Below are 20135 nucleotides of genomic sequence, written 5' to 3'. Positions count from 1 at the left end.
ATTCGCCACTCCCTGTTCTGTCATTGAATTATGGTTGCTGATCGACCTCCACCACCACTACAACCGCGTTGCGCTCGACGGTTTCGCCTGGCCGGCAGTTGACAGCCGTGACCACGCCATCGATTTCGCAATTGATCCGCAACTCCATCTTCATTGATTCCAGTACGGCTGCGACATCGCCCGCCTTGATCGTATCGCCGACTGCGACGTTGACCTTCAGGATCATGCCCATCATGGGCGCACGCAGCTCGCCGCTGGTTTCGGCGACCGCGCTGATGTAGGTGAGATAGGGAATAGCCGTCAGCGTATGGACGCCGCGGCGATCGTGGACGAAGATCGTCTGGTTTTCTTGATAAATGCGCACCGTCTCACGCCGCGCGCCGACAATCGCTGTGAAGGTGTCGTCTTTGAGCGGGATGAGTCTGACCGGTAGCTTCTCGTCGTTGACGCCGACAATCATCGAGCCCTCGGCCTTGAGCGGTGCGAATCGGATCTCCGCGCTTGCGCCCGCGGTTTCGAGGTGCAGGATCGGAATCGGTGACAATCCGTCGCCACCTGCGGCCATGTGCCATCCAGTCATTTCGCGCGACTGCCACGGCCCCCTTGCGAGGGGCTGTCGTTGCCGGATCATCCAGAAGTAGGCGCCCAACGCCAACGCCTCGGCGTCAAAATCCTTTGCCTTGTCGACCAACTGGTCGATTTGCTCGTCGACCAGGCGTGTGTAAAAGGTGGCACTGCGCGTCGCTGGCAGGGCGAGCAAGCGCCTGAGAAATCCCTGATTGGTCGTAATTCCGAAAATCGAGGTCTCGTCGAGAGCCCGGTCGAGTTTGTCGAGCGCCTCATTGCGCGTTTCGGCGTGGGCGATGAGTTTTGCCAGCATCGAGTCGTAATACGGCGTGACTACCGACCCGCTTTCGACGCCCGTCTCGACGCGAACCCCGTCGGCGGGAAATTTGACGTAAGCGAGGTCTCCCGTGCAAGGGAGAAAATTATTTGCCGGATCCTCCGCACAGATGCGCACCTCGACGGCATGCCCGCTACATGTCACCTCATTTTGCGTAAACGGCAGCCCTTCTCCGGCGGCGATGCGGAGCATCACCTCGACAATATCGATGCCGGTGACCATCTCGGTCACGGGGTGCTCGACCTGGAGACGTGGGTTTACTTCCAGAAAATAGTAGGTGTCTCCGCTCAGGATGAATTCGACAGTGCCGACCCCGCGATAGTTCAGGCGCTTGCCGAGCCGCACCGCGTCGGCGGCCATTTTGTCGCGAAGCGTTGCGGCGAGATTGGCGGCAGGGGCTTCCTCGATGAGCTTCTGGTGACGGCGCTGCAGGGAACATTCACGCTCGAACAGGTGAAGCACGTTGCCTTTGCCATCGCCGGCGATCTGCACTTCGATATGGCGCCCGCGTTCGACCAGTTTTTCGACGATCAGCCCGGGATAGCCGAACGAATTCTTCGCCTCACGCATGGCCGATTCGATCTCATTGGCAAGGCTATCGAGATCGGAAACGGCACGCATACCCTTGCCGCCGCCGCCGGCCGCCGCTTTCAGCATCACCGGAAGCCCGACTTCCTGCACGATCCGGGTGATCTCGGCGGCGTCCTCACTGGGCGTCTTGCTGCCGGGGATGATCGGCACGTCGGCCGCCTCAGCCTCCTTCTTGGCAGCGGCCTTGTCGCCGAGCCGTTCGATCACATCCGGTGTCGGCCCGATAAAAACCAGACCTGCCGCCTCGACTGCACGGGCGAACGTGGCATTCTCCGCGAGGAAGCCAAAGCCGGGATGGATGGCCTGGGCGCCGGTCGCTTGCGCTGCGGCAATCACCGCATCGATCCGCAGGTAGCTGTCGGACGCGGCGGCGCCTCCAATCTCTATGGATTCCCCGATCATCTTCACATGCAAGGCGTCGGCGTCGGCCGTGGAGTGAATGCCAGCAACCGCGACCCCGAGCCGATGGCAGGTTCGCGCGATCCGGCAGGCGATCTCGCCGCGATTGGCAATCAGGAGTTTCTTGAACACGGAATGATATCCTCTGTCATCACATCCTGAACACGCCGAAGTCTGTTTCCTGCTGTGGCAGACGGCCGGCGAGATCAAGCAAGAGGGCCATCACGTCGCGGGTCTCGAGCGGATCGATCACCATGTCACACCAGGTGTTGCGTGCGAAGTTGTAGGCGTTCGCGAAATCCTCAAAAGTCTTGCGAACCGGAGCGCGATAAGCCTCGCGCTCTTCGTCGGTCCAGTTCGTGCCGTCGCGCTTGTGGATATCGTCCTTGACCATCGCGAGCGTGTTGGCGGCCTGATCCGGCCCCATGATCGCGGAGCGCCCGTGCGGCCACATCATCATCGCGTGAGGTTTGAAGGCACGGCCGCACATCGCCAGATAGCCGGCTCCGTAGGAATTCCCGATGATCAGCGTGTATTTCGGCACGTTGGCGCTGGCCATTGCGGTGATCATCTTGGCGCCGTGCTTGGCGATGCCGCCTTCTTCCGCCTCGCGCCCGACCATGAAGCCGGTGACATCGGCCATGAACAGCAGCGGGATATTGCGCTTGCAGCAGAGGTCGATGAAGTGGGTCGCCTTCAGCGCGCATTCGGAAAACAGCACGCCGTTGTTACAGAGAATCCCGATCTCGAAGCCCATTATGCGGCCAAACCCGGTGATCAGAGTTTCGCCATATAGCGGCTTGAATTCGTGAAACTCGCTGCCATCGACCAACCGAGCAACAATCTCTCGATTGTTGGTGGGGATACGCGGGTCCGTGCTGATCAACCCATAAATATCCCTGGGGTCGAAGCGCGGCTCACGCCGTGGCGCCACGTTCCACCGTTGCATGGGAATGTCACCGAGATTGGCGACGATATCGCGGGTAATCGCGATCGCGTGGCTGTCGCTTTCCGCCAAATGGTCGGTGACGCCGCTAACGCGGCTATGCATTTCACCTCCGCCGAGGGCTTCGACGCCGACCTCTTCCTTGGTCGCGGCATAGACCAGTTGCGGTCCGCCCAGGAACATGGCGCCCTGATTGCGGATGATGACGGTGTCGTCGCAGAGCGCCGGCATGTAAGCGCCGCCGGCGGTCGAGGGTCCGTGGACGATTGCGATCTGCGCGATACCCTCGCTCGACATCCGGATCTGGTTGTAAAAGATCGAGCCGAACTGCCCGTCGTCGGGAAAAATGTTGGGCTGGTCCGGCAGGTTGGCGCCGCCGGATTGCACCATGGTGACGCAGGGGAGGCGGTGTTGCCAGGCGAATTTCTGTGCGCGGACGTGCTTCTTGCAGGTGATCCCGTAGTAGGTGCCGCCTTTGACCGTGGCGTCGTTGGCGATCAGCATGCAGGCGCGGCCCGACACCATTCCAACGCCGGTGACGATGCTGCCGCCGGGCGGCACGCCGTCATACATGCCTTCGCCCGCGAACTGGCAAAATTCGAGGAACGGCGAGCCGGGATCGATCAGCGCAGCGATCCGTTCGCGAGGCAGTAATTGCTTGCGCTCCTTGTGCAGCAGCCGCGCCCGTTCCGGACCGCCGACCATTGCAGCTGCCCGGCGCTCATGCAGATCGGCGATTCTCAAGCCGTAAGCGTCCCAGTTGCGGCGATACTCTTCGCTCGCAGCGGACACATCGGACTTCATGAGAGCCATTGCAGACAACCTCGTTCTTGGGGGGGTGATCTCTGAATAATTGAAGACGAATCGCCGGTAGAACCGCGCCTCACCGTTCCGGGTCTTGCTCTAATAACTGCGAGGCAAGCCCATCACGTGCTCGCCGATGTAGTTGAGGATCATTTCGCGATTGAGCGGCGCGGTCTTCAACAGCCGCACCAGCGGATAGATATCGAAGATGCCGTACTCCTTGGTGAACCCGTTGCCGCCGAAGCATTGCAGCGCGGTGTCCACGGCCTTGATGCCGGCGTCGGCTGCGGCAAGTTTTGCCATGTTGGAGAACTCGCCGGCTTCGCGGCCCTGATCGAAGATCCAGGCGGCTTTTAGTGTCATCAGCGATGCCAGCTCAACATCGGTGCGGGCGCTGGCCAGCGGATGCTGCAAGCCCTGATAAGATCCGATCGGCACGTTGTTGAAAACCCGCCGTTCCTTGGCGTATTCGACCGCGCGGTTCAGGGCATAGCGGCCGAGACCGCAGGAAATCGAACCGACGAGGATGCGTTCGGGGTTGAGGCTTTTGAACAAAATGCCGAATCCCTTGTCGACTTCGCCGACAATGTCCTCCGGCCCGAGATCGACGTCGTCGAAGAAGATCTGCCATTGCGTTTCCGGCGCCGGAATACTCACCGGAATGTATTGCTTCTGCACACCCTTGGCTTTCAGGTCGACCACAAACAGGGTAAAGCCATCGGTTTTCTTCTGAACCTCGGTATGCGCTGTCGTTCGCGTCACCACCAGGGCGTAGTCCGCGCCATCGGCATCGGTGATAAACGTCTTCTGACCGCTCAGCGCGAAGCGATTGCCACGCTTCTTTGCTATCGTAGAGGTACGAATCGTGTTGGTTCCCGCGTCAGGCTCGGTGATCGCGAAGCAAAAGCGCGTCTTGCCGCCACACGCATCGGGCAGATAGCGCATTTTCTGCGCTTCGCTGCCGTATTTGGCCATGAATCCCAAACTCATTGCCGCGCCGACGACGAGGTTTAGCAGTGGAATGCCATTGTTTGACAAGCCCTCAAGGAACAGGTGCATCTCGACCATGCCTTGTCCCGAGCCGCCGTATTCCTCAGGCACCATCGTTCCGACGAAGCCATCCTCCGCAACCTTGCGGTAAAGGGCTTGGGGGAATACGTGCTTGTCGGCGCATTCCATCCAGTATTTGCGATCGAATTGCTTCGCAACCATATCGCCGTATTCGTAGATTTGCCGCTGCTCGTGCGTAAGATCAAAGTCCATGTCGGAACTCCGCCGCCGGCCGAAACCCGCGTTGTCCTAAGTTTGAGAATTGAAACCCTCTCGGGAACGCCGTCGAGTTTGTTGTTTTCGAGGCGGCCGGCTGTCGGCCGGCAGCATCAATTGCTTGCTATCTTTAGGCAGAAGCGGCTAGGATTTCAACCTAACAATCGTTCGAAAACGAACAAATGTTAGAAAATAATGAAGACCGTCAAGCCCGCATTTGTTGGCTTGCGATCAGTTTTGGGGACGGCGAATTGACCGCGATGAAATCCACTGTCGCGACCGGGTCGGACGAGTTCAAGCTCAATCGCGCGCATTATCTGGAACGGATCGCTGATCTTCAGAAGCGCCGAATAGATGCCAACCAAGGCGGTTCCGCCAAGGCTCGCGCCTTGCATAAATCGCGCGGACAGCTGCTGCCGCGCGAACGCATCGCGGCGCTGATCGATCCCGGTTCGCCGTTTCTCGAGTTCGGTCACCTGGCGGGCGAGGGGATGTACGACGGCGTGCCGCCGGGCGCGACAATCATCACGGGCGTCGGACAGGTCTGCGGGCGCGGTTGCATGCTCATCGCCAACGACGCCACCGTGAAGGGCGGAACGCTGTTCGGCATGACAACGAAAAAGCATACCCGCGCCCAGTTGTTTGCCTGGCAACACCGGCTGCCCTGCATCACCATGGTTCAGTCAGGTGGCGGTTTCCTGCCGGATATCGCCAATATCTTTCCGGACGAAGGGCAGGCCGGATCGATCATGTACAATCAGGTGAAAATGTCGGCCGAGAACATCGCCCAGATCGCCGTCGTTCACGGCCCGTCAACCGCGGGCGGCGCCTACATCCCCGCGCTGTGCGACGAGGTGGTGATCGTGCGCAATCAGGGCGCGATGTTTCTCGGCAGTCCGCAATTGGTATTTGCCGCGACCGGTGAGACCATCGAGGTCGAACCGCTCGGCGGCGCGGAGATGCACAGCCGGATCAGCGGCGTCACCGACCATATCGCCGAGAATGACAGCCACGCGCTGGCGATCGTGCGCAACATCGTCGCCAACCTGGGAGAGCCGCAGCGATTGCGCTGGACGGTCGAGCAGGGCGAACCGCCTTGCCATGCGATCGAGGAAATCTATGGAATCGTCAGCGCCAACCGGCGCATCCCGACGGACAACCGGGAGATCGTCGCACGTCTCATCGACGGCAGCCGCTTTCAGGAGTTCAAGCATCTTCACGGCGAAACCATGATGTGCGGGTTCGCCCGCATCAATGGCTTTGAGATAGGCATTCTGGCCAACAACGGCGTGCTGTTCTCGGAAAGTGCGATCAAGGGCACACACTTCATCCAATTATGCTGCAAGCGCGATATACCGCTACTGTTCCTGGTCGACGTCTCCGGCTTTATGGTCGGGTCAGCCGTCGAGCGGCAGGGCATCGCCAAGCATGGCGCCAAGTTCATGACTGCGATGGCGTGCGCCGACGTTCCGAAATACACCATCATTACCGGCGGTTCATACGCGGCGGCCTATTTCGCAATGCTTGGCCGCGCGTTCAAACCGAACGCCACGCTGATGTGGCCAAGCGCCCACGCCGCCCTGATGGGGCCGGAGCAAGCCGCGACAACGCTGGCCATGGTGCGCGACAACATTCACCGGCGCGAAGGCACCTCCTGGACCGGCGAGCAGCGCGAGGAATTCAAGCAACCGATCCGTAGGGATTTCGAGGCGTTCGCCGATCCCTACAATTTTGCCCGCAATCTATGGTGCGACATGGTGATCGACCCGGTCGAGACCCGCGACGTCATGGCGCTGCTGCTGGATCTCGCCGGGCGGACGCCCGCGAAGAAAACGAAGTTCGGCGTATTCCGGATGTAGCCAATGGGGTCTTAAGTCAGGCCTTCCTGAAGCGGGGCAGTGTGATCCCGTCATTGACCTTTTCGCAGACGAGCATGACCTCCATGTCGAACACGACATCTTCGGGCTTGCCGCCTGTGTAGGTACTGATTATCCGCGGTCCTTCTTCAAGGTCGACCAGCAAAACCGCATAGGGAACGTCGGCCTTGAAGGCCGGTCCTGGCGCTCGATGCACAACGCTGAAGGAATGCACCTTGCCGCGTCCGCTCGCTCGGCGATGCGCAAGATCCTCGCCGCCGCATTTGCGGCACATCGCTTGCTGATAATATTGCACGTTGCCGCAATCGCCGCAGTGCTGGAGCAGCAATGCCCCGTCGCGCATGCCGCGCCAGAAGGCCGCAGAATCTGCGTCGGGCACGGGCACCGGTTTCTTCATGGCGTCCTCAGGCGAGATCACAGCGTGTTCTCCGTACCCAGAATGGTGGTGGCATTAGTTGCGAAACCCGCGCCGAGGCTGTGCACCAGCCCGAGTTCCGCACCCGGCACCTGACGCGCGCCACATTGGCCCCGCAATTGCGCGATCACCTCATGAAAATGAAACAGCGATCCGGGCATTCCCGAATGTGCGAATGACAACAACCCGCCATGGGTGTTTGACGGGATCTGGCCGCCATAGGTCATCTGTCCGTCTTCAACGAAGCGGCCGCCCTCGCCCTTGGGGCAGAAACCGAGATCTTCCAGCATCATGATAACGGTACCGGTGAAGCAGTCGTAAACGCCGGCAAGGTCCATATCGTTCGGGCCATATCCCGCCATCTCGTAAGCCCTGCGGCTCGACTCGACCGCGCCGGTGGTCGTCAGCGACGGCATCAGGAAAATATGTTCGTGGGTGTAACACTCGCCGCCGCCAAGAATGTAAATCGGGCTTTTGATGCCGAGCGCCTTGGCATGTTCGGCCGATGTCAGAATGAATGCCGCGCCGCCATCCGATATCAGCGAACAGTCAAGCTTGTGATACGGCGTCGTCACCATGCCTGAGCTTAGCACGTCGTCCACCGTGATCGGGGTAGTCTGCTGCGCACCGGGCGTGCGCATAGCATGACGCCGCTGGACCACGGCGACTTCCGCCAACTGTTCCGGTGTGGTGCCGAAATCCTTCATATGCCGGTGTGCGGTCATGGCAAAGGTGTTCGCGACAGGAATGCCGAACGGCATCTCGTATTGCTGATCACGGCTTTCCGTCATCGAGCGCAGCGCCAGATCCGGCGTCAGGCCGGTCAGTAGGCTGTCGCCGCCGACCACGAGTACGACCTCGGCGAGGCCGCCATGAATGGCAGCGGCGCCAATATTGAACATCGTCGCCGCCGTCGCGCCGGACACCTGAAGCGTGTTCGAAAAGGTCGGCTGAATACCTAAATACTCGCTGAATGCAACGCTAAAGCGATGGAAGGGAGAAGCGAACGCATGGCTCGACAGCACGCCGTCGATCCCGCTTTTCCCGATGCCGGCATCGGACAGCGCCTTCTTCGCAGCGTCGGCGGCGAGCCATAACGGGCTCTTTCCCGGCACCTTGCCAACCGGCGACATCCCGATGCCGATTACCGCGACCTTGCCGCGTAGCGTTTGTTTACGAATGGCAGGCATTTGGTCTCCGCTCGGCGTTGTGCGTGAAGGTCAGCTTCCAGCCGTCGTGCGCGCCGAAGCGGCGCCCGTACTGCTGCCGGAGAATCCGAAGAACTTGGCGTAGGTATCGACCGGCACCCGCTTGGTGACGAGCTTGTTTTCGGGCGCAGTCGTGTCCTCGTAACCCAGCGCCACGCCAGAAATCAGGATTTCGCTGTCGTCAAACGAAAGTTGCTTGCGGATGATGTCGTGATACCAGGTGAACGCTGCCTGGCCACAGGTGTGCAGGCCATGACCGCGCGCGGCGAGCAGGATGTTCTGCAAGAACATACCCATGTCGATATAACTGCCGGTGTTCAAGCGGCGGTCCATTGTCACGAAAAGTCCGACCGGGGCGTCGAAAAAAAGATAGTTGCGGTTCATCTGCGATGTGCGCGCGGCAACGTCGTCGCGAGCAATGCCAAGCTTTGCGTAAAGGTCATAGCCGAGCTCGCGCCGACGCCCGATATAGGGCTCGTGCCATTCGGTCGGATAATACTCATATTCCGGCCGATGCTTGTCCGGTTCGGTTTCGGCAGCTTTCAGGATGTCCGCGCAGAGCCGATCCTTCACCTCGCCCGCGATCGCGTAGACCTTCCACGGCTGGATGTTGTGGCCACTTGGCGCACGCGCCGAGACCTCAATGATTTTTCGCACGACCGGTTCTGGAACCGGCTTGGGAAGAAATCGCCTGACCGAGCGCCGCGTCAAAATGGCTTCTTCGACATTCATGTTTCCGTCTCCGATTGCGGTGCCTTGCCGCGAGCAGTTTTCGTTCGACGAAAATTGCGACGCGAAGAGCTAATGGGCGTGTCCGTATTAGCTGTTTACCTGTTGCCTTTCGCCCGCCAGCCTGGCTTCGAGCTCGTGGCGCTGAACCTTGCCGCTGGTGGACCGTGGAAATTCCGAAAAATCGATGAACCGGAACTGCCGGGGACATTTGTATCCGGCAAGATCGCGCCGGCACAGAGCAAGCAGGTCCGCCTCTGTGACCGTCGTGTCGCGGCGCGACACGAATGCCACGGGAACTTCACCCCATTTCACATCGGGAACACGCACGACCGCGGCCTCGGTGATCCCTGCATCACTCATCAAAACGCGCTCGATCTCGGCTGGATAAACGTTTTCGCCGCCGGTCTTGATCATGTACTTGGCGCGATCGACGAAATCGAGCGAACCGTCGTCATTGCGTCGAAACACGTCGCCCATGTGAAACCACCCGCCGCGAAAGTCGCGTGCGTTGGTATCATCAGCTTTCCAATAGCCGGAGAACAAAGTTGGGCTGCGAATAGCCAACTCTCCCGGTGCGCCAATCGGAACCTCCTTGTCGGCAGAATCGACGAGCTTGATGTCGCAGAACGCGCTTTGTTGCTTCGCCAGGCTGGCAGGTATCTCGCCTACCGGGATCAATGATCTGGTTGCCGGCGGCAAGCCGGTCTCGGTCGAACCAAAACTGTTGACGTAGGGAGCTCGCAGCAGGTCAGTGACGTCGGCGATGACATGCGGAGGGACCAGGTCGGCCATCGCGCCGCAAACACCAACGCCCTTTATGGTCGTGTTCCGCGCCTTGAAGCCAGCGATGAATGCTTCAATCATGCCCGGGATCAAGACAAACCAGCCGATCCGATGGCGCTCCAAAGCAGACAATAACGGCTCGATCTGGAAACCGTCGACCACGACGACCGTTCCGCCACGCAAGAGTGTCGCGAGACTGTGGTCCGTGGATGCCATGTGAAACAGCGGCGCCCAGGCGACAAAGGCATCGCGATGCGAAATGTTCAGCTCGGAACTGAACACCAGCGCCCGCATGATCATCGCCCGATGCGAGATGACGGCCCCTTTGGGCTGGCCGGTGGTCCCACTGGTGTAAAGGATCACCAGGCCGTCTTCGGATTCCGCGGCAATGCGCAGCGCATGACCGTTTTGTTCTTGCAATATATGCTCGTATTGCGGGCCGATCTTGATGACCTTGCGGTCCCCTACGGTTGAAAGCTCGAAATCTCCGGCCAGTTCTTCTTCAATAATCAAGAGCTTCGGTGAAACCAGATCGATGCAATAGGCGAGTTCCCGCTGCGACAATCGCCAGTTCAGGCAAGCCGTGATGACGCCGAGATTGGCGGCCGCCAGCTCCATTTCGAGATATTCCGGTCGGTTGCGTGAAAGCAATGCCACGCGGTCGCCTCGGCGAAGACCCTGGCTCGCCAGCATCGAGGTTGCGCGATGCACCCGGTCAAGGAGCTGCCCATAGCTGACATGTCTTTCCTGGTATTCGATCGCCACCGAAGATTTGCGGATCAGCGCGCTCGCGCGGAACAATTCGCCAATCGTGGGATTGGTGCCTGCGCTCATTATCAGAGCTTTTTCGTGCGCGTCTGTCACGGCAAATCCTCCGAGTCTTGCTCTCGCCGCCCCCCGCTGGCGGCCTCTACTGAGAAGTATAGGCTTGCAGCGGGTCCCATCGGTCTTAAAATTCTAACATCTGTTCGAATAAATTCAAAGCAGGTTCGCGACGAGGGCGTATCGGAAAGCAGGAGAAATCTGCCGACCGCGATATGCATCGTCAGCTCCCGTAAGGTTTAACTCGACCAAGCAAATCAACCAAGTCTTCAGAAGGGAAGCCGATGTCCAATCGTTATGCTGCTTATACCAAATTGAAGCTCGACTACCCGTCCAAGCGGGTTCTCCGGCTCACATTCGACCGGCCCGAGACCTACAATTCGGTCAACGCCGAGACCCACACTCAGCTCACCAATATCTGGCGTGATATCAATGACGATCGAGATATCAACGCGGTCATCGTGACCGGGGCGGGCAAAGCCTTTTCGGCGGGGGGCGATTTCGAGCTGATCAAGAGTATTCTCGACAACCCGGTCGCACGGATGTCGACCTGGAAGGAGGCCAAGGATCTCGTTTATAACGTTATCAATTGCAACAAGCCGATCATCTCGGCGATCAACGGCGTCGCCGTCGGTGCAGGTCTCGTCGTCGGAATCCTGGCCGATATCTCGATTTGTGGAAAGTCCGCGCGCATCGTCGATGGTCATACGCGGCTTGGCGTCGCGGCGGGCGATGTCGCTTGCATCATCTGGCCGTTATTGTGCGGCCTTGCAAAAGCAAAGTATTACCTGCTGACCTGCAAGCCATTGTCCGGCGAAGAAGCCGAGCGGATCGGTCTCGTGTCGCTATGCGTCGAAGACGCAGATTTGCAGAGGATAGCGCTCGAGACAGCCGAGGAACTTTCCAATGGTGCGCAGAGCGCGATCCGTTGGACCAAGTACGCTCTCAACAACTGGCTGCATGTCAATGGTCCGCTGTTCGATACCTCGACCGCGCTTGAGATTTTGGGTTTCACCGGCGCCGAGGCGCGCGAGGGATTGGCGTCGCATCTCGAAAAACGCAAGCCGGTGTTTCCGCAGGATTGCCCGCTCTGATTTTCGCGCGCGACGGTCATCTCAGAAGGGGGCCGAAATTTCACCCGGCCCTCTTCTTGCGGCAGCCGTTAGCCGAGAATTATTTCATCGAATTAACGATCTCGCGAAGCCTGAATTTCTGCACTTTGCCGCTCGGCGTTTTCGGCAAGGCGTCGAGCACCTCAATGCGCTCCGGCCAGTAGTTCTTGGCTACAGCGTTCTCCGCCATATACGCCATCAAGTCAACTAACGTCAGCAATGCTCCCTCGCGCAGCACGACACAGGCACAGGCCCGCTCGCCCAAGCGTTCATCTGGCACTCCGACGATTGCGACTTCCCGGACGGCTGGATGGCGATACATCAGCTGTTCAATCTCGATCACGGGAACATTCTCGCCGCCGCGGATGACGATGTCCTTGGTGCGCCCCGTGATACGAATGTAGCCGTCCTTGTCCTTGCGGGCGAGGTCGCCGGTCTCGAACCAGCCATCCTGATCGACGGCATAGAGATGCGGCCGCTTGAGGTAGCCCACAAAGGTGCCGGGGCCCCTCGCTTGTAGACGCCCTTCTTCATCGTGAGGCAGGACTTTGCCCCCGCCATCGACGATCCTGACTTCCATACCCTGGCTTGGGCAACCGTCGGTCTCGAAGACCTTTTCCGGTGGATCGTCGAGCTTGGTGGTCGTCACCAGCCCGTTTTCCGTCATCCCCCATCCTGAGACGATGTGCGCGCCAAGATTCTGTGTGGCCTGGCGTACCAAAACACGAGGAATTGGGGCGCCTGCCGATACGAAAGTGCGCAGTGAACGCAGCGCTTCAGGCCGCCGCTCCGCCTCCGCAGTCAAATCCGCCAGAAACGGCGTCGATGCCATGGTCATCGTCACGCGCTCCGTCTCGACGATGTCGACCGCCTTGGCTGGATTCCAGATGTCCTGAAGAACGACCCGTCCTCCCAGATACAGCGGCAGAAGCAGGCCGACGAGAAAACCGGTCTGATGGGCCATCGGCGAGGCCATCAGCACGACATCGTTGGCTGTGAGACGAGCGCGATCCTCAAAATATCGCACGCTGTTCAGCAACGTATTGCCTGTATGCATCACTCCCTTGGGCTCACCTGTTGTGCCCGACGTATAAAGCAATTGCACGACATCATCGGCCGAGGCAGCGGTCGCTGCCTCAACCCGCCTTCCCGGCGAATTCAGCACGGTCTCGAAGTCTCGATTGTCGCCCGAACCGATAATGACGACGTGCTCAAGTGTGGGCACCTTGGCCTTGAGGCGGTCCGCCAATGCGGCGTGATCGAAATCGCGAAATCGCTGCGGAACGATCAGCACGCGCGTCTCGGCCAAGGTCAGCATGAATTCCATTTCGCGATCGCGGAAAATTGGCATGATGGGATTTGTGACCGCGCCGATCCGCAGCAGTGCGAGGTGAAGGGCCATGAAGTGCCACCAATTCGGCAACTGATACGACACCACTTCGCCAGGCTTGACACCAATCCGCAACAAATTAGCCGCGATTCGATCGGCAGTTTGCTGCAGTTCGCCATATGTCATCGCCATACGTCGGTTGGACGCAGCTTCGTAGCCAACAACCGCGAGCCGCCCTGGATCGTTTCTGACATGCCTCGAAAAAAACTCGAGCAAGGTTTGATCGCTCCAGAATCCAGCGGCCCGCATCGCTTGCTTGCGTTGATCTGACAAGATCGGATCCATCGCCATTGTACGCCTCTCCTTATGAAATCCTTGGAGCACCGAGGTCGGGGCCCAGGGAAACGTCCGCTTCCACCTCGCCCGACAGCTCGCCATTGGTTTATGCGGCGCCAAGTTTCTCGCGAAGCCTGTCAACTGCTTCGGGATTGGCGAGTGCGGAAAGATCGCCGGGATCCTTGCTTTCGAACACTGCTCGCAGTACCCGGCGCATGATCTTCATGTTGCGGGTTCGAGGCAGATCATCCAAAAAAATGATCTTCTCCGGCCGATACGATGCTCCCATGCCATTCACGATAGCGGATGAGAGCTCGTTGGCAATATCACTCTCGACGTTCGTACCCGGCATGAGCACGCAGGCACAAACGATTGCTGAACCCTTTACCGGGTGCGGAATACCGAACACCGCGGCCTCGGAGACCTTGCCGGTGTCTATCAGAATACCTTCGAGCTCGGACGGTCCGGTCCGCTTGCCTGAAATCTTTATGGTGTCGTCGGAGCGCCCGAGAATATAGTAAAGCCCATCATGGCCGCGCATCGCAAAATCGCCATGCACCCACAGGCCGGGAAGCGTGCTCCAGTAGCTTTTGATATAGCGCGCATCGGCCTTCCACAAGCTCTTGGTCAATCCGATCGACGCATGGCGGAGCACCAGTTCGCCGACTTCGCCCGGTGGCAAACTTTTGCCGGACATATCCACGATGTCCGCGCCGACACCGAGCGCCGGACGGGAGAACGAACCGGGGTTCATCGGATGGTTCGGCGTCCCCGTGAAGATGCAACCTCCAACCTCGGTGCCGCCGGAAATGTTGATGATCGGAAGCTTTCTCTTGCAGACATACTCGAAGAACCATTGCCACGGTGCGTTGGTCCATGCCTCGCCGCCGGACGCGGTCATACGCAGGCTCGACAGATCGTGGCGCTCGACGTCCTGCGTTCCATAGCGCATCAAACTACGGACTATGGTGGGGGATACTCCGAGATAGCTTACGCGATGATCCTGGATCAGCCGCCAGAACCGTCCAGTGTCCGGAAAATCCGGCGTGCCTTCGGCGATCAGAAGGCTCGCGCCGGCGAAACTGGGAATACACGCGCACATCGCGCCGACCATCCAGCCCATGTCACTGAGGAAGAAAAAACGGTCCGACGATTTGAAATCGGCGCAGATGATCATGTCGCGTGTGACCATAGAACCGATGAAGCTGATATGGGTCCAAACGCAACCCTTCGGTTCGCCGGTAGTTCCGGAGGTATACAGTAGAATCGCGGGATCTTCCGCATTCGTTTCGACGGTCGCGATCGAGCCTTCGGTGCCGAGAAAGATATCGTGCCACCAGTGATCGCGGCCCTTTCGCATCGGGGCCACGTTAAGGCCGTCGCGATCGATGACGATCACGTGCTGCACCGTGGGCGAAGATTCCAGCGCGACGTCGAGGATCGATTTGAGCGGTGACGGCACGCCGCGTCGCCAGGTCCCGCTCGCGGTGATGACGGCCTTGGCGCCTCCATGGTTAAGCCGGGTTTGTATGGGAGCTGGACCGAAGCCGGAGAACAGCGGCATCAGGACCGCGCCCAATTTCAGCACCGCGAAAAACGCGATAAAGGTTTCCGGCAGGTTCGGCAAATAGAGAGCGACCACGTCGCCCCTACCGACGCCGAGATTACGCAGTCCCTGCGCAAGCCGTCCGACGCCGCAGTCCAATTCGCGATAGGTAAGCGCGCACTGTTCGCGCTTGTCTTCACCCTCCCAGACCAAAAATGTCTGGTCCCACACGGGCGTGCTGCGATGCTTGTCGATGCAGTTCAGCACGATGTTGGTGGTGCCGCCGACGCACCAGCGTGCCCTTGGCTGCCCGCGCGACAAATCCAACATCTGGTCGAAACTGCGATAGAATCGAACATCGCAGAACTTAAAGACTTCCTCCATTAGCCATGCCGGATCGGCCTCAGCCTTCGACGCGAGGTGATCGTAATCGTCATATCCGGTTGCGCCCAGGAAAGCGGTTAAATTACTTGCTGCAGTTAGCTCGGGCGGAGGTGTCCATGCATAGGACGTTGGATTATTCATCGACTACGTTCCCTGATTTGCAGTCAAGTTCAATTCGAGATTGACTTACCGGCCGATAGGAACGCATGCCCGATCGTACACGACACGGTGGACAGGCCCGCCCGATAAGCATGTGTCCAGCCTGGACGCCTAATGCTAACGCCCTCGTCTTGCGAGTTCAATCGATTCTAACAATTGTTTGATAAATCTATTCGTATGGAACAACAAATGAGGTATCCATCTTTGGGCGCTGGTCGCGACCCGATTTGACTTGCCCTAATTTCTAACATTTGTTAGGTGAGTGCAAGTAGCAATCGAGGCGCAAGTGACGATCAACCCGGACCTCGCGGAATTTCTCGCTCCAACGCATTACGTGGATTGCGACTCACCTGCGATTAGAGATTTTGTCTCGCGTGTGGCTGGCGACAAACAAGACTGGTCGGCCGCCGAGAAGGCAATCCTCCTATTTAACGCGGTACGAGACCAGATCAGATACGACCCCTACGCGGTGAGTTTGTCCGAAGCCGATTATCGCGCCAGCGAGATTCTCAAAATGGCTTCGGCGTTTTGTGTTCCGAAGGCAATATTGTTGACGGCCGCCATGCGCGCAGCGGGAATCCCCGCCGCGATCGGCTTTGCAGACGTTCGTAACCATCTGAATTCCCCCAAGCTGACGGAGTTAATGGGGACTGATCTCTTCATTTATCACGGCTACGTCGCGCTTTGGCTCGATGGGAAGATGTTCAAAGTTACGCCCGCGTTCAACATGGAGCTATGTGAACGATTTGGAGTCCGACCTCTTATCTTCGACGGTACGGCCGACGCCTTGTTTCACGAGTTCGACACGAGCGATCATCGCCATATGGAGTATGTCAATGACCGAGGTTGGTTCGCCGACGCTCCGATAGGCAAGATGCTTGAGGACTTCCGCATTGCATATCCCGCGCTGGTGACATTGAATACTGGTGGTGTCTCAATAGATGACGCTGCCTTCGGAGCGCCTCAATCAGGCGAGTAGGCCGGAGCGAACGAAACCACGGGATCTGACTACCCGAACCCAGGTGCGAGCTGAATACGACACCCTGGGCGCGCAGTTTATCGATGGCGCGGTCGGCATCATCCATTTGGCCCGGCCCGAAAATCTACGCACGGCGGCACAGGTTTCGCCGAGAGATGGCAACGGCGGCGATAGGTACGCTCATTTTGAGGCATGCCGCAATTCGGAAGGCTGCTTGGCGTATTGAACAGCGACACGTCCGACCTTTTCGCGCGCGATGACAAGTTTCTGAATTTGTGCGGTCCCGTCACCGATTTGTAGACCCATGACATCGAGGTAACGCTGATGAAACGGCAGATCGGTGGTGTAGCCGTAGTGGCCGTGGGTCAGCAGGCACTGGTGGATGATCTCGCAGGTTACCTTCGGAACATACCATTTGCACATCGCAGCTTCCGCGGTGTGTGCAAGCCCGCGATCTCTGAGCGAAAGCGTATAGTAACAAAGCTGCCGCATCATGGTGAGCTGAGTCTCAGCTTCCGCGAGCGGAAAGCTCACGCCCTGAAACTGCGCGATCGGCCGCTCGAAGGCGGTTCTTTCCGTCGAGTATTGCCATGCTTCGTCGACCGACGCCTGCGCCGGTCCGATGCACTCAAGGCCGATCAAGGCACGGCTATAGTCGAAGCCCGACATGATTTTGGAGAAGCCCTTGTTCTCCTCTGCCATCAGGCACTCGGCCGGAATGAAGACGTCGTCGAAGAACACCGAGCCGCGACCGACAGGCTTAGTCCCGATATCGTCGAAGTGAGTACGCGTAATTCCGCTCTGCGCCAGATCGACAAAGAATGCGCTGACGCCACGTGCGCCGTCTTCGACCTTCCCAGTGCGCGCGAAGATGATTGCTGCGTCGCATTGATCCGAGAAGCTCATCGATGTTTTTTCACCGTTGAGGCGATAGCCATTTCCTGATTTTTCGGCTCGCAGAATAAGATTGGCCGCGTCCGAACCGCCCCGCGGCTCGGTCAGGCCGAGGCCGATGATCTTCTCACCGTGGGCCACTTGCGGTAGCCACTCCTGAGCGATTTCGGGCGAGGCGTGCTCTGCGAGCATCCCGCCGAGCAGTGACGCCAGGAGTTGGACGTAGCTGGCGTTAAAGTCTCCATAAGCGATCTGCTCGACAATAATGCCCGCCGTCACGCTGCTCTCGCCAAGGCCGCCGTATTTTTCCGGCAGATCGGCGCCGATCAGGCCGAGTGACCCCATTTGTTTCAGCATGGCACGATCGATGCGGTGTTCCCTTGCTCGCCTCTGATAGTGGGGGACCAGTTTTTCCTTGGCGAAACGCTTCGCGGTTTCCTGGAAAGCCTGCTGCTGCTCGCTAAGCGCGTAATCCATCGCGACCTCTCCCATCTAGGTGATCTTGAGTGCTTGCATTCAGTCTAACAACTGTTAGAAATTTAACAACCAGCTACGGAGCCAAGTCCATGCTGACGCCAACCACCTCCGGAACACCGCTTTACCCTCATTTGCTATCTCCGTTGAAGGTCGGGCGAACCACGTTGCGAAACCGCATGGTCATGGGGTCCATGCACACCCGGCTCGATATGGAGGAGAACGGCGTGCACAAGATGGCGGTTTTCCTTGCCGAGCGCGCCAAGGGGGAGGTCGGACTCATCATCACCGGTGGTTATGCGCCCAACACCGCGGGTCTGATCGAGCCTGGGGGGCCGATTTTGACCGAACGTGCGCAAGCTCGTGAACTTCGCCGCATCACCGATGCTGTGCATCAGCACGGTGGCAAAGTCTGCATGCAGGTGCTGCATTCGGGTCGATATTCCAAGCAACAGGACTGCGTCGGTCCTTCCGACATCCCGACCCGCATCAATCGGTTTCCCCCGCGCGCGATGACTGGAGCAGAGATTGAACAGACGATCTCGGATTACGTGCGCTGCGCGCTGCTCGCAAAGGAGGCCGGGTTCGATGGCATTGAGATCATGGGGTCGGAAGGTTATCTCATTAATCAGTTCGCGGTGCTGCGAACCAACAACCGTACCGATGAATGGGGCGGATCGGAGGAGAACCGCCATCGGCTCGCGGTGGAACTCGTCAAACGCTCGCGAAGCGCCACCGGCGACGACTTCATCATTGTCTACCGAATCTCGGCGTTGGACCTCGTCGAAGGAGGTGCAACCGGCGAGGAGATCGATCGGCTTGCCCAACGGGTCGAGGCCGCGGGCGCCGACATTCTCAACACCGGTATCGGCTGGCATGAAGCGCGCGTTCCCACGATTGCTTACGTCATTCCGCGTGGCGCATGGCGTTTTGCGGCATCGCGTCTGAAGAAAGCGGTCAGCATTCCGGTAGTGGCATCAAATCGCATTAATACGCCGGATACCGCAGAAGAAATTCTGGCGGCGGGCGATAGCGACCTAATATCAATGGCCCGCCCGATGCTTGCCGATCCGCACTTCGCCAGGAAGGTGCGGGAGGGCAACGCCGGCAAAATCAACATCTGCATTGCCTGCAATCAGGCCTGCCTTGACCTGATCTTTTCCGAGCGGACCGCGAGTTGCCTGGTTAATCCGCGCGCCTGCCGCGAGACTGAGTTTGAGGACGGCCCGGCTCAGACCTCGCGCAGGATCGCAGTGATTGGCGCAGGCGCGGGCGGTCTCGCAGCTGCCGCGGAAGCCAGCCGACGCGGGCACAAGGTAACCCTGTTTGAGGCCGCTGATCGCATAGGCGGGCAACTCAACCTTGCCCGAGCAGTCCCGGGCAAGGTCGAGTTCGACAAAATGCTGAGTTATTACAGCGGCCAAATCGCCGATGGCGGCGTCGATCTCCGGCTGAATTCGGCGCCGGCGGTCAGTGACCTGAAAGATGCACGGTTCGATGCCGTCGTTGTCGCCTGTGGTGTCCATCCTCGCGTCCCGGAGATTCAAGGCATCAATCATTCGAAGGTGATATTTTATAACGATCTATTGAGTGGCAAACGCCACGCGGGGCGGCGAGTGGCCATCATCGGCGCTGGAGGTATCGGTTTCGATGTCGCGGAATACCTCTGCCATTCGCAGCCTGATGAACCGCCAAAATCACGGGCGATGGATATTCGTGAGTTTCAGCAGGAGTGGAATGTCGATGCCAGCCTTACGAAAGCTGGAGGGCTATCGGGCGATCCGCTGGCGCCAAAGCCAAGTCCGCGCGAAATTACGATGCTGCAGCGCAAGAAGACGCGGCCTGGCCTCGGTCTCGGCGTCTCGACTGGTTGGATCCTGCGTAGCAGTCTTGAAAAACGCGGAGTCAAGATTGTCGGAGGGGTGACCTATCAGCGAATCGATGATCTCGGGTTGCATTTCCTGGTCGACGGCGAGCCAAGTACGCTCGCCGTCGATACGATCGTAATTTGCGCCGGCCAAGTATCCAACCGCGACATGCTTGCCGAACTGCTCGAGACCGGAATCGAGACGCATGTCATCGGCGGCGCCAAGGAAGCTTTCGAACTCGACGCGATGCGCGCGGTCGAGGAGGGCGCGCGGATCGCGCAAGCGCTTTGAAGGGGGTGGGAGCCT

The 20135-nt window shown here is 59.0% G+C and carries 14 protein-coding genes; 4 read left to right on the top strand and 10 right to left on the bottom strand.

Annotated elements, in window-relative coordinates:
* Positions 1 to 28: 28 nt before the first annotated feature.
* From AC1RQP_RS10700 to AC1RQP_RS10690, 3 genes are all read right to left on the bottom strand, one after another.
* Positions 29 to 2026 (bottom strand): acetyl/propionyl/methylcrotonyl-CoA carboxylase subunit alpha, encoded by a 1998-nt coding sequence (locus tag AC1RQP_RS10700; protein WP_492936888.1) that lies wholly within the window; start codon positions 2024 to 2026, stop codon positions 29 to 31.
* 19 nt (positions 2027 to 2045) lie between these two features.
* Positions 2046 to 3653: a carboxyl transferase domain-containing protein gene (locus AC1RQP_RS10695; RefSeq protein ID WP_492936887.1), complete on the bottom strand. Its 1608-nt coding sequence runs from the start codon at positions 3651 to 3653 to the stop codon at positions 2046 to 2048.
* A 90-nt stretch (positions 3654 to 3743) separates the two neighbouring features.
* The gene (locus tag AC1RQP_RS10690) at positions 3744 to 4907 is read right to left on the bottom strand and encodes an acyl-CoA dehydrogenase family protein (RefSeq protein ID WP_492936886.1); all 1164 of its coding nucleotides are present in this window, start codon (positions 4905 to 4907) and stop codon (positions 3744 to 3746) included.
* 263 nt (positions 4908 to 5170) lie between these two features.
* Here AC1RQP_RS10690 and AC1RQP_RS10685 point away from each other — a divergent pair, with 263 nt between their 5' ends.
* On the top strand, positions 5171 to 6769 hold the full coding sequence (locus AC1RQP_RS10685) for an acyl-CoA carboxylase subunit beta (protein ID WP_492936885.1): 1599 nt from the start codon (positions 5171 to 5173) through the stop codon (positions 6767 to 6769).
* Positions 6770 to 6785: 16 nt separating this feature from the next.
* On the opposite strand, the gene AC1RQP_RS10680 is transcribed toward AC1RQP_RS10685, so the two are convergent.
* The 4 genes from AC1RQP_RS10680 to AC1RQP_RS10665 all read right to left on the bottom strand — a co-directional run bounded on the left by AC1RQP_RS10680 (position 6786) and on the right by AC1RQP_RS10665 (position 10789).
* Positions 6786 to 7184: a Zn-ribbon domain-containing OB-fold protein gene (locus AC1RQP_RS10680; RefSeq protein WP_492936884.1), complete on the bottom strand. Its 399-nt coding sequence runs from the start codon at positions 7182 to 7184 to the stop codon at positions 6786 to 6788.
* 17 nt (positions 7185 to 7201) lie between these two features.
* The gene (locus AC1RQP_RS10675; RefSeq protein ID WP_492936883.1) at positions 7202 to 8392 is read right to left on the bottom strand and encodes a thiolase C-terminal domain-containing protein; all 1191 of its coding nucleotides are present in this window, start codon (positions 8390 to 8392) and stop codon (positions 7202 to 7204) included.
* A 30-nt stretch (positions 8393 to 8422) separates the two neighbouring features.
* Positions 8423 to 9142, bottom strand: a complete 720-nt coding sequence (locus AC1RQP_RS10670) for a nitroreductase (protein WP_492936882.1) — start codon at positions 9140 to 9142, stop codon at positions 8423 to 8425.
* 87 nt (positions 9143 to 9229) lie between these two features.
* Positions 9230 to 10789 (bottom strand): class I adenylate-forming enzyme family protein, encoded by a 1560-nt coding sequence (locus AC1RQP_RS10665; RefSeq protein ID WP_492936881.1) that lies wholly within the window; start codon positions 10787 to 10789, stop codon positions 9230 to 9232.
* Between the two features lie 242 nt (positions 10790 to 11031).
* Here AC1RQP_RS10665 and AC1RQP_RS10660 point away from each other — a divergent pair, with 242 nt between their 5' ends.
* A complete protein-coding gene (locus AC1RQP_RS10660) occupies positions 11032 to 11841 on the top strand; it encodes an enoyl-CoA hydratase/isomerase family protein (RefSeq protein WP_492936880.1) in 810 nt (269 codons plus the stop codon).
* 79 nt (positions 11842 to 11920) lie between these two features.
* On the opposite strand, the gene AC1RQP_RS10655 is transcribed toward AC1RQP_RS10660, so the two are convergent.
* On the bottom strand, positions 11921 to 13540 hold the full coding sequence (locus AC1RQP_RS10655) for an AMP-binding protein (protein WP_492936879.1): 1620 nt from the start codon (positions 13538 to 13540) through the stop codon (positions 11921 to 11923).
* Between the two features lie 91 nt (positions 13541 to 13631).
* Positions 13632 to 15596: an AMP-binding protein gene (locus AC1RQP_RS10650; RefSeq protein ID WP_492936878.1), complete on the bottom strand. Its 1965-nt coding sequence runs from the start codon at positions 15594 to 15596 to the stop codon at positions 13632 to 13634.
* 304 nt (positions 15597 to 15900) lie between these two features.
* Between AC1RQP_RS10650 and AC1RQP_RS10645 the strand changes: the two genes are divergently transcribed.
* A complete protein-coding gene (locus AC1RQP_RS10645) occupies positions 15901 to 16593 on the top strand; it encodes a transglutaminase-like domain-containing protein (protein WP_492936877.1) in 693 nt (230 codons plus the stop codon).
* Between the two features lie 180 nt (positions 16594 to 16773).
* On the opposite strand, the gene AC1RQP_RS10640 is transcribed toward AC1RQP_RS10645, so the two are convergent.
* A complete protein-coding gene (locus tag AC1RQP_RS10640; RefSeq protein WP_492936876.1) occupies positions 16774 to 17964 on the bottom strand; it encodes an acyl-CoA dehydrogenase family protein in 1191 nt (396 codons plus the stop codon).
* An 89-nt stretch (positions 17965 to 18053) separates the two neighbouring features.
* Here AC1RQP_RS10640 and AC1RQP_RS10635 point away from each other — a divergent pair, with 89 nt between their 5' ends.
* Entirely contained in the window at positions 18054 to 20120 is a 2067-nt protein-coding gene (locus tag AC1RQP_RS10635) for an FAD-dependent oxidoreductase (RefSeq protein WP_492936875.1), read from the top strand.
* The last annotated feature ends 15 nt before the right edge of the window (positions 20121 to 20135 follow it).

The sequence above is a fragment of the Bradyrhizobium sp. GW821-FHT13H06 genome, assembly GCF_058803975.1.
Note: the sequence above shows the minus strand (reverse complement) of the source record. Positions and strands in the feature narration are given on the sequence as shown.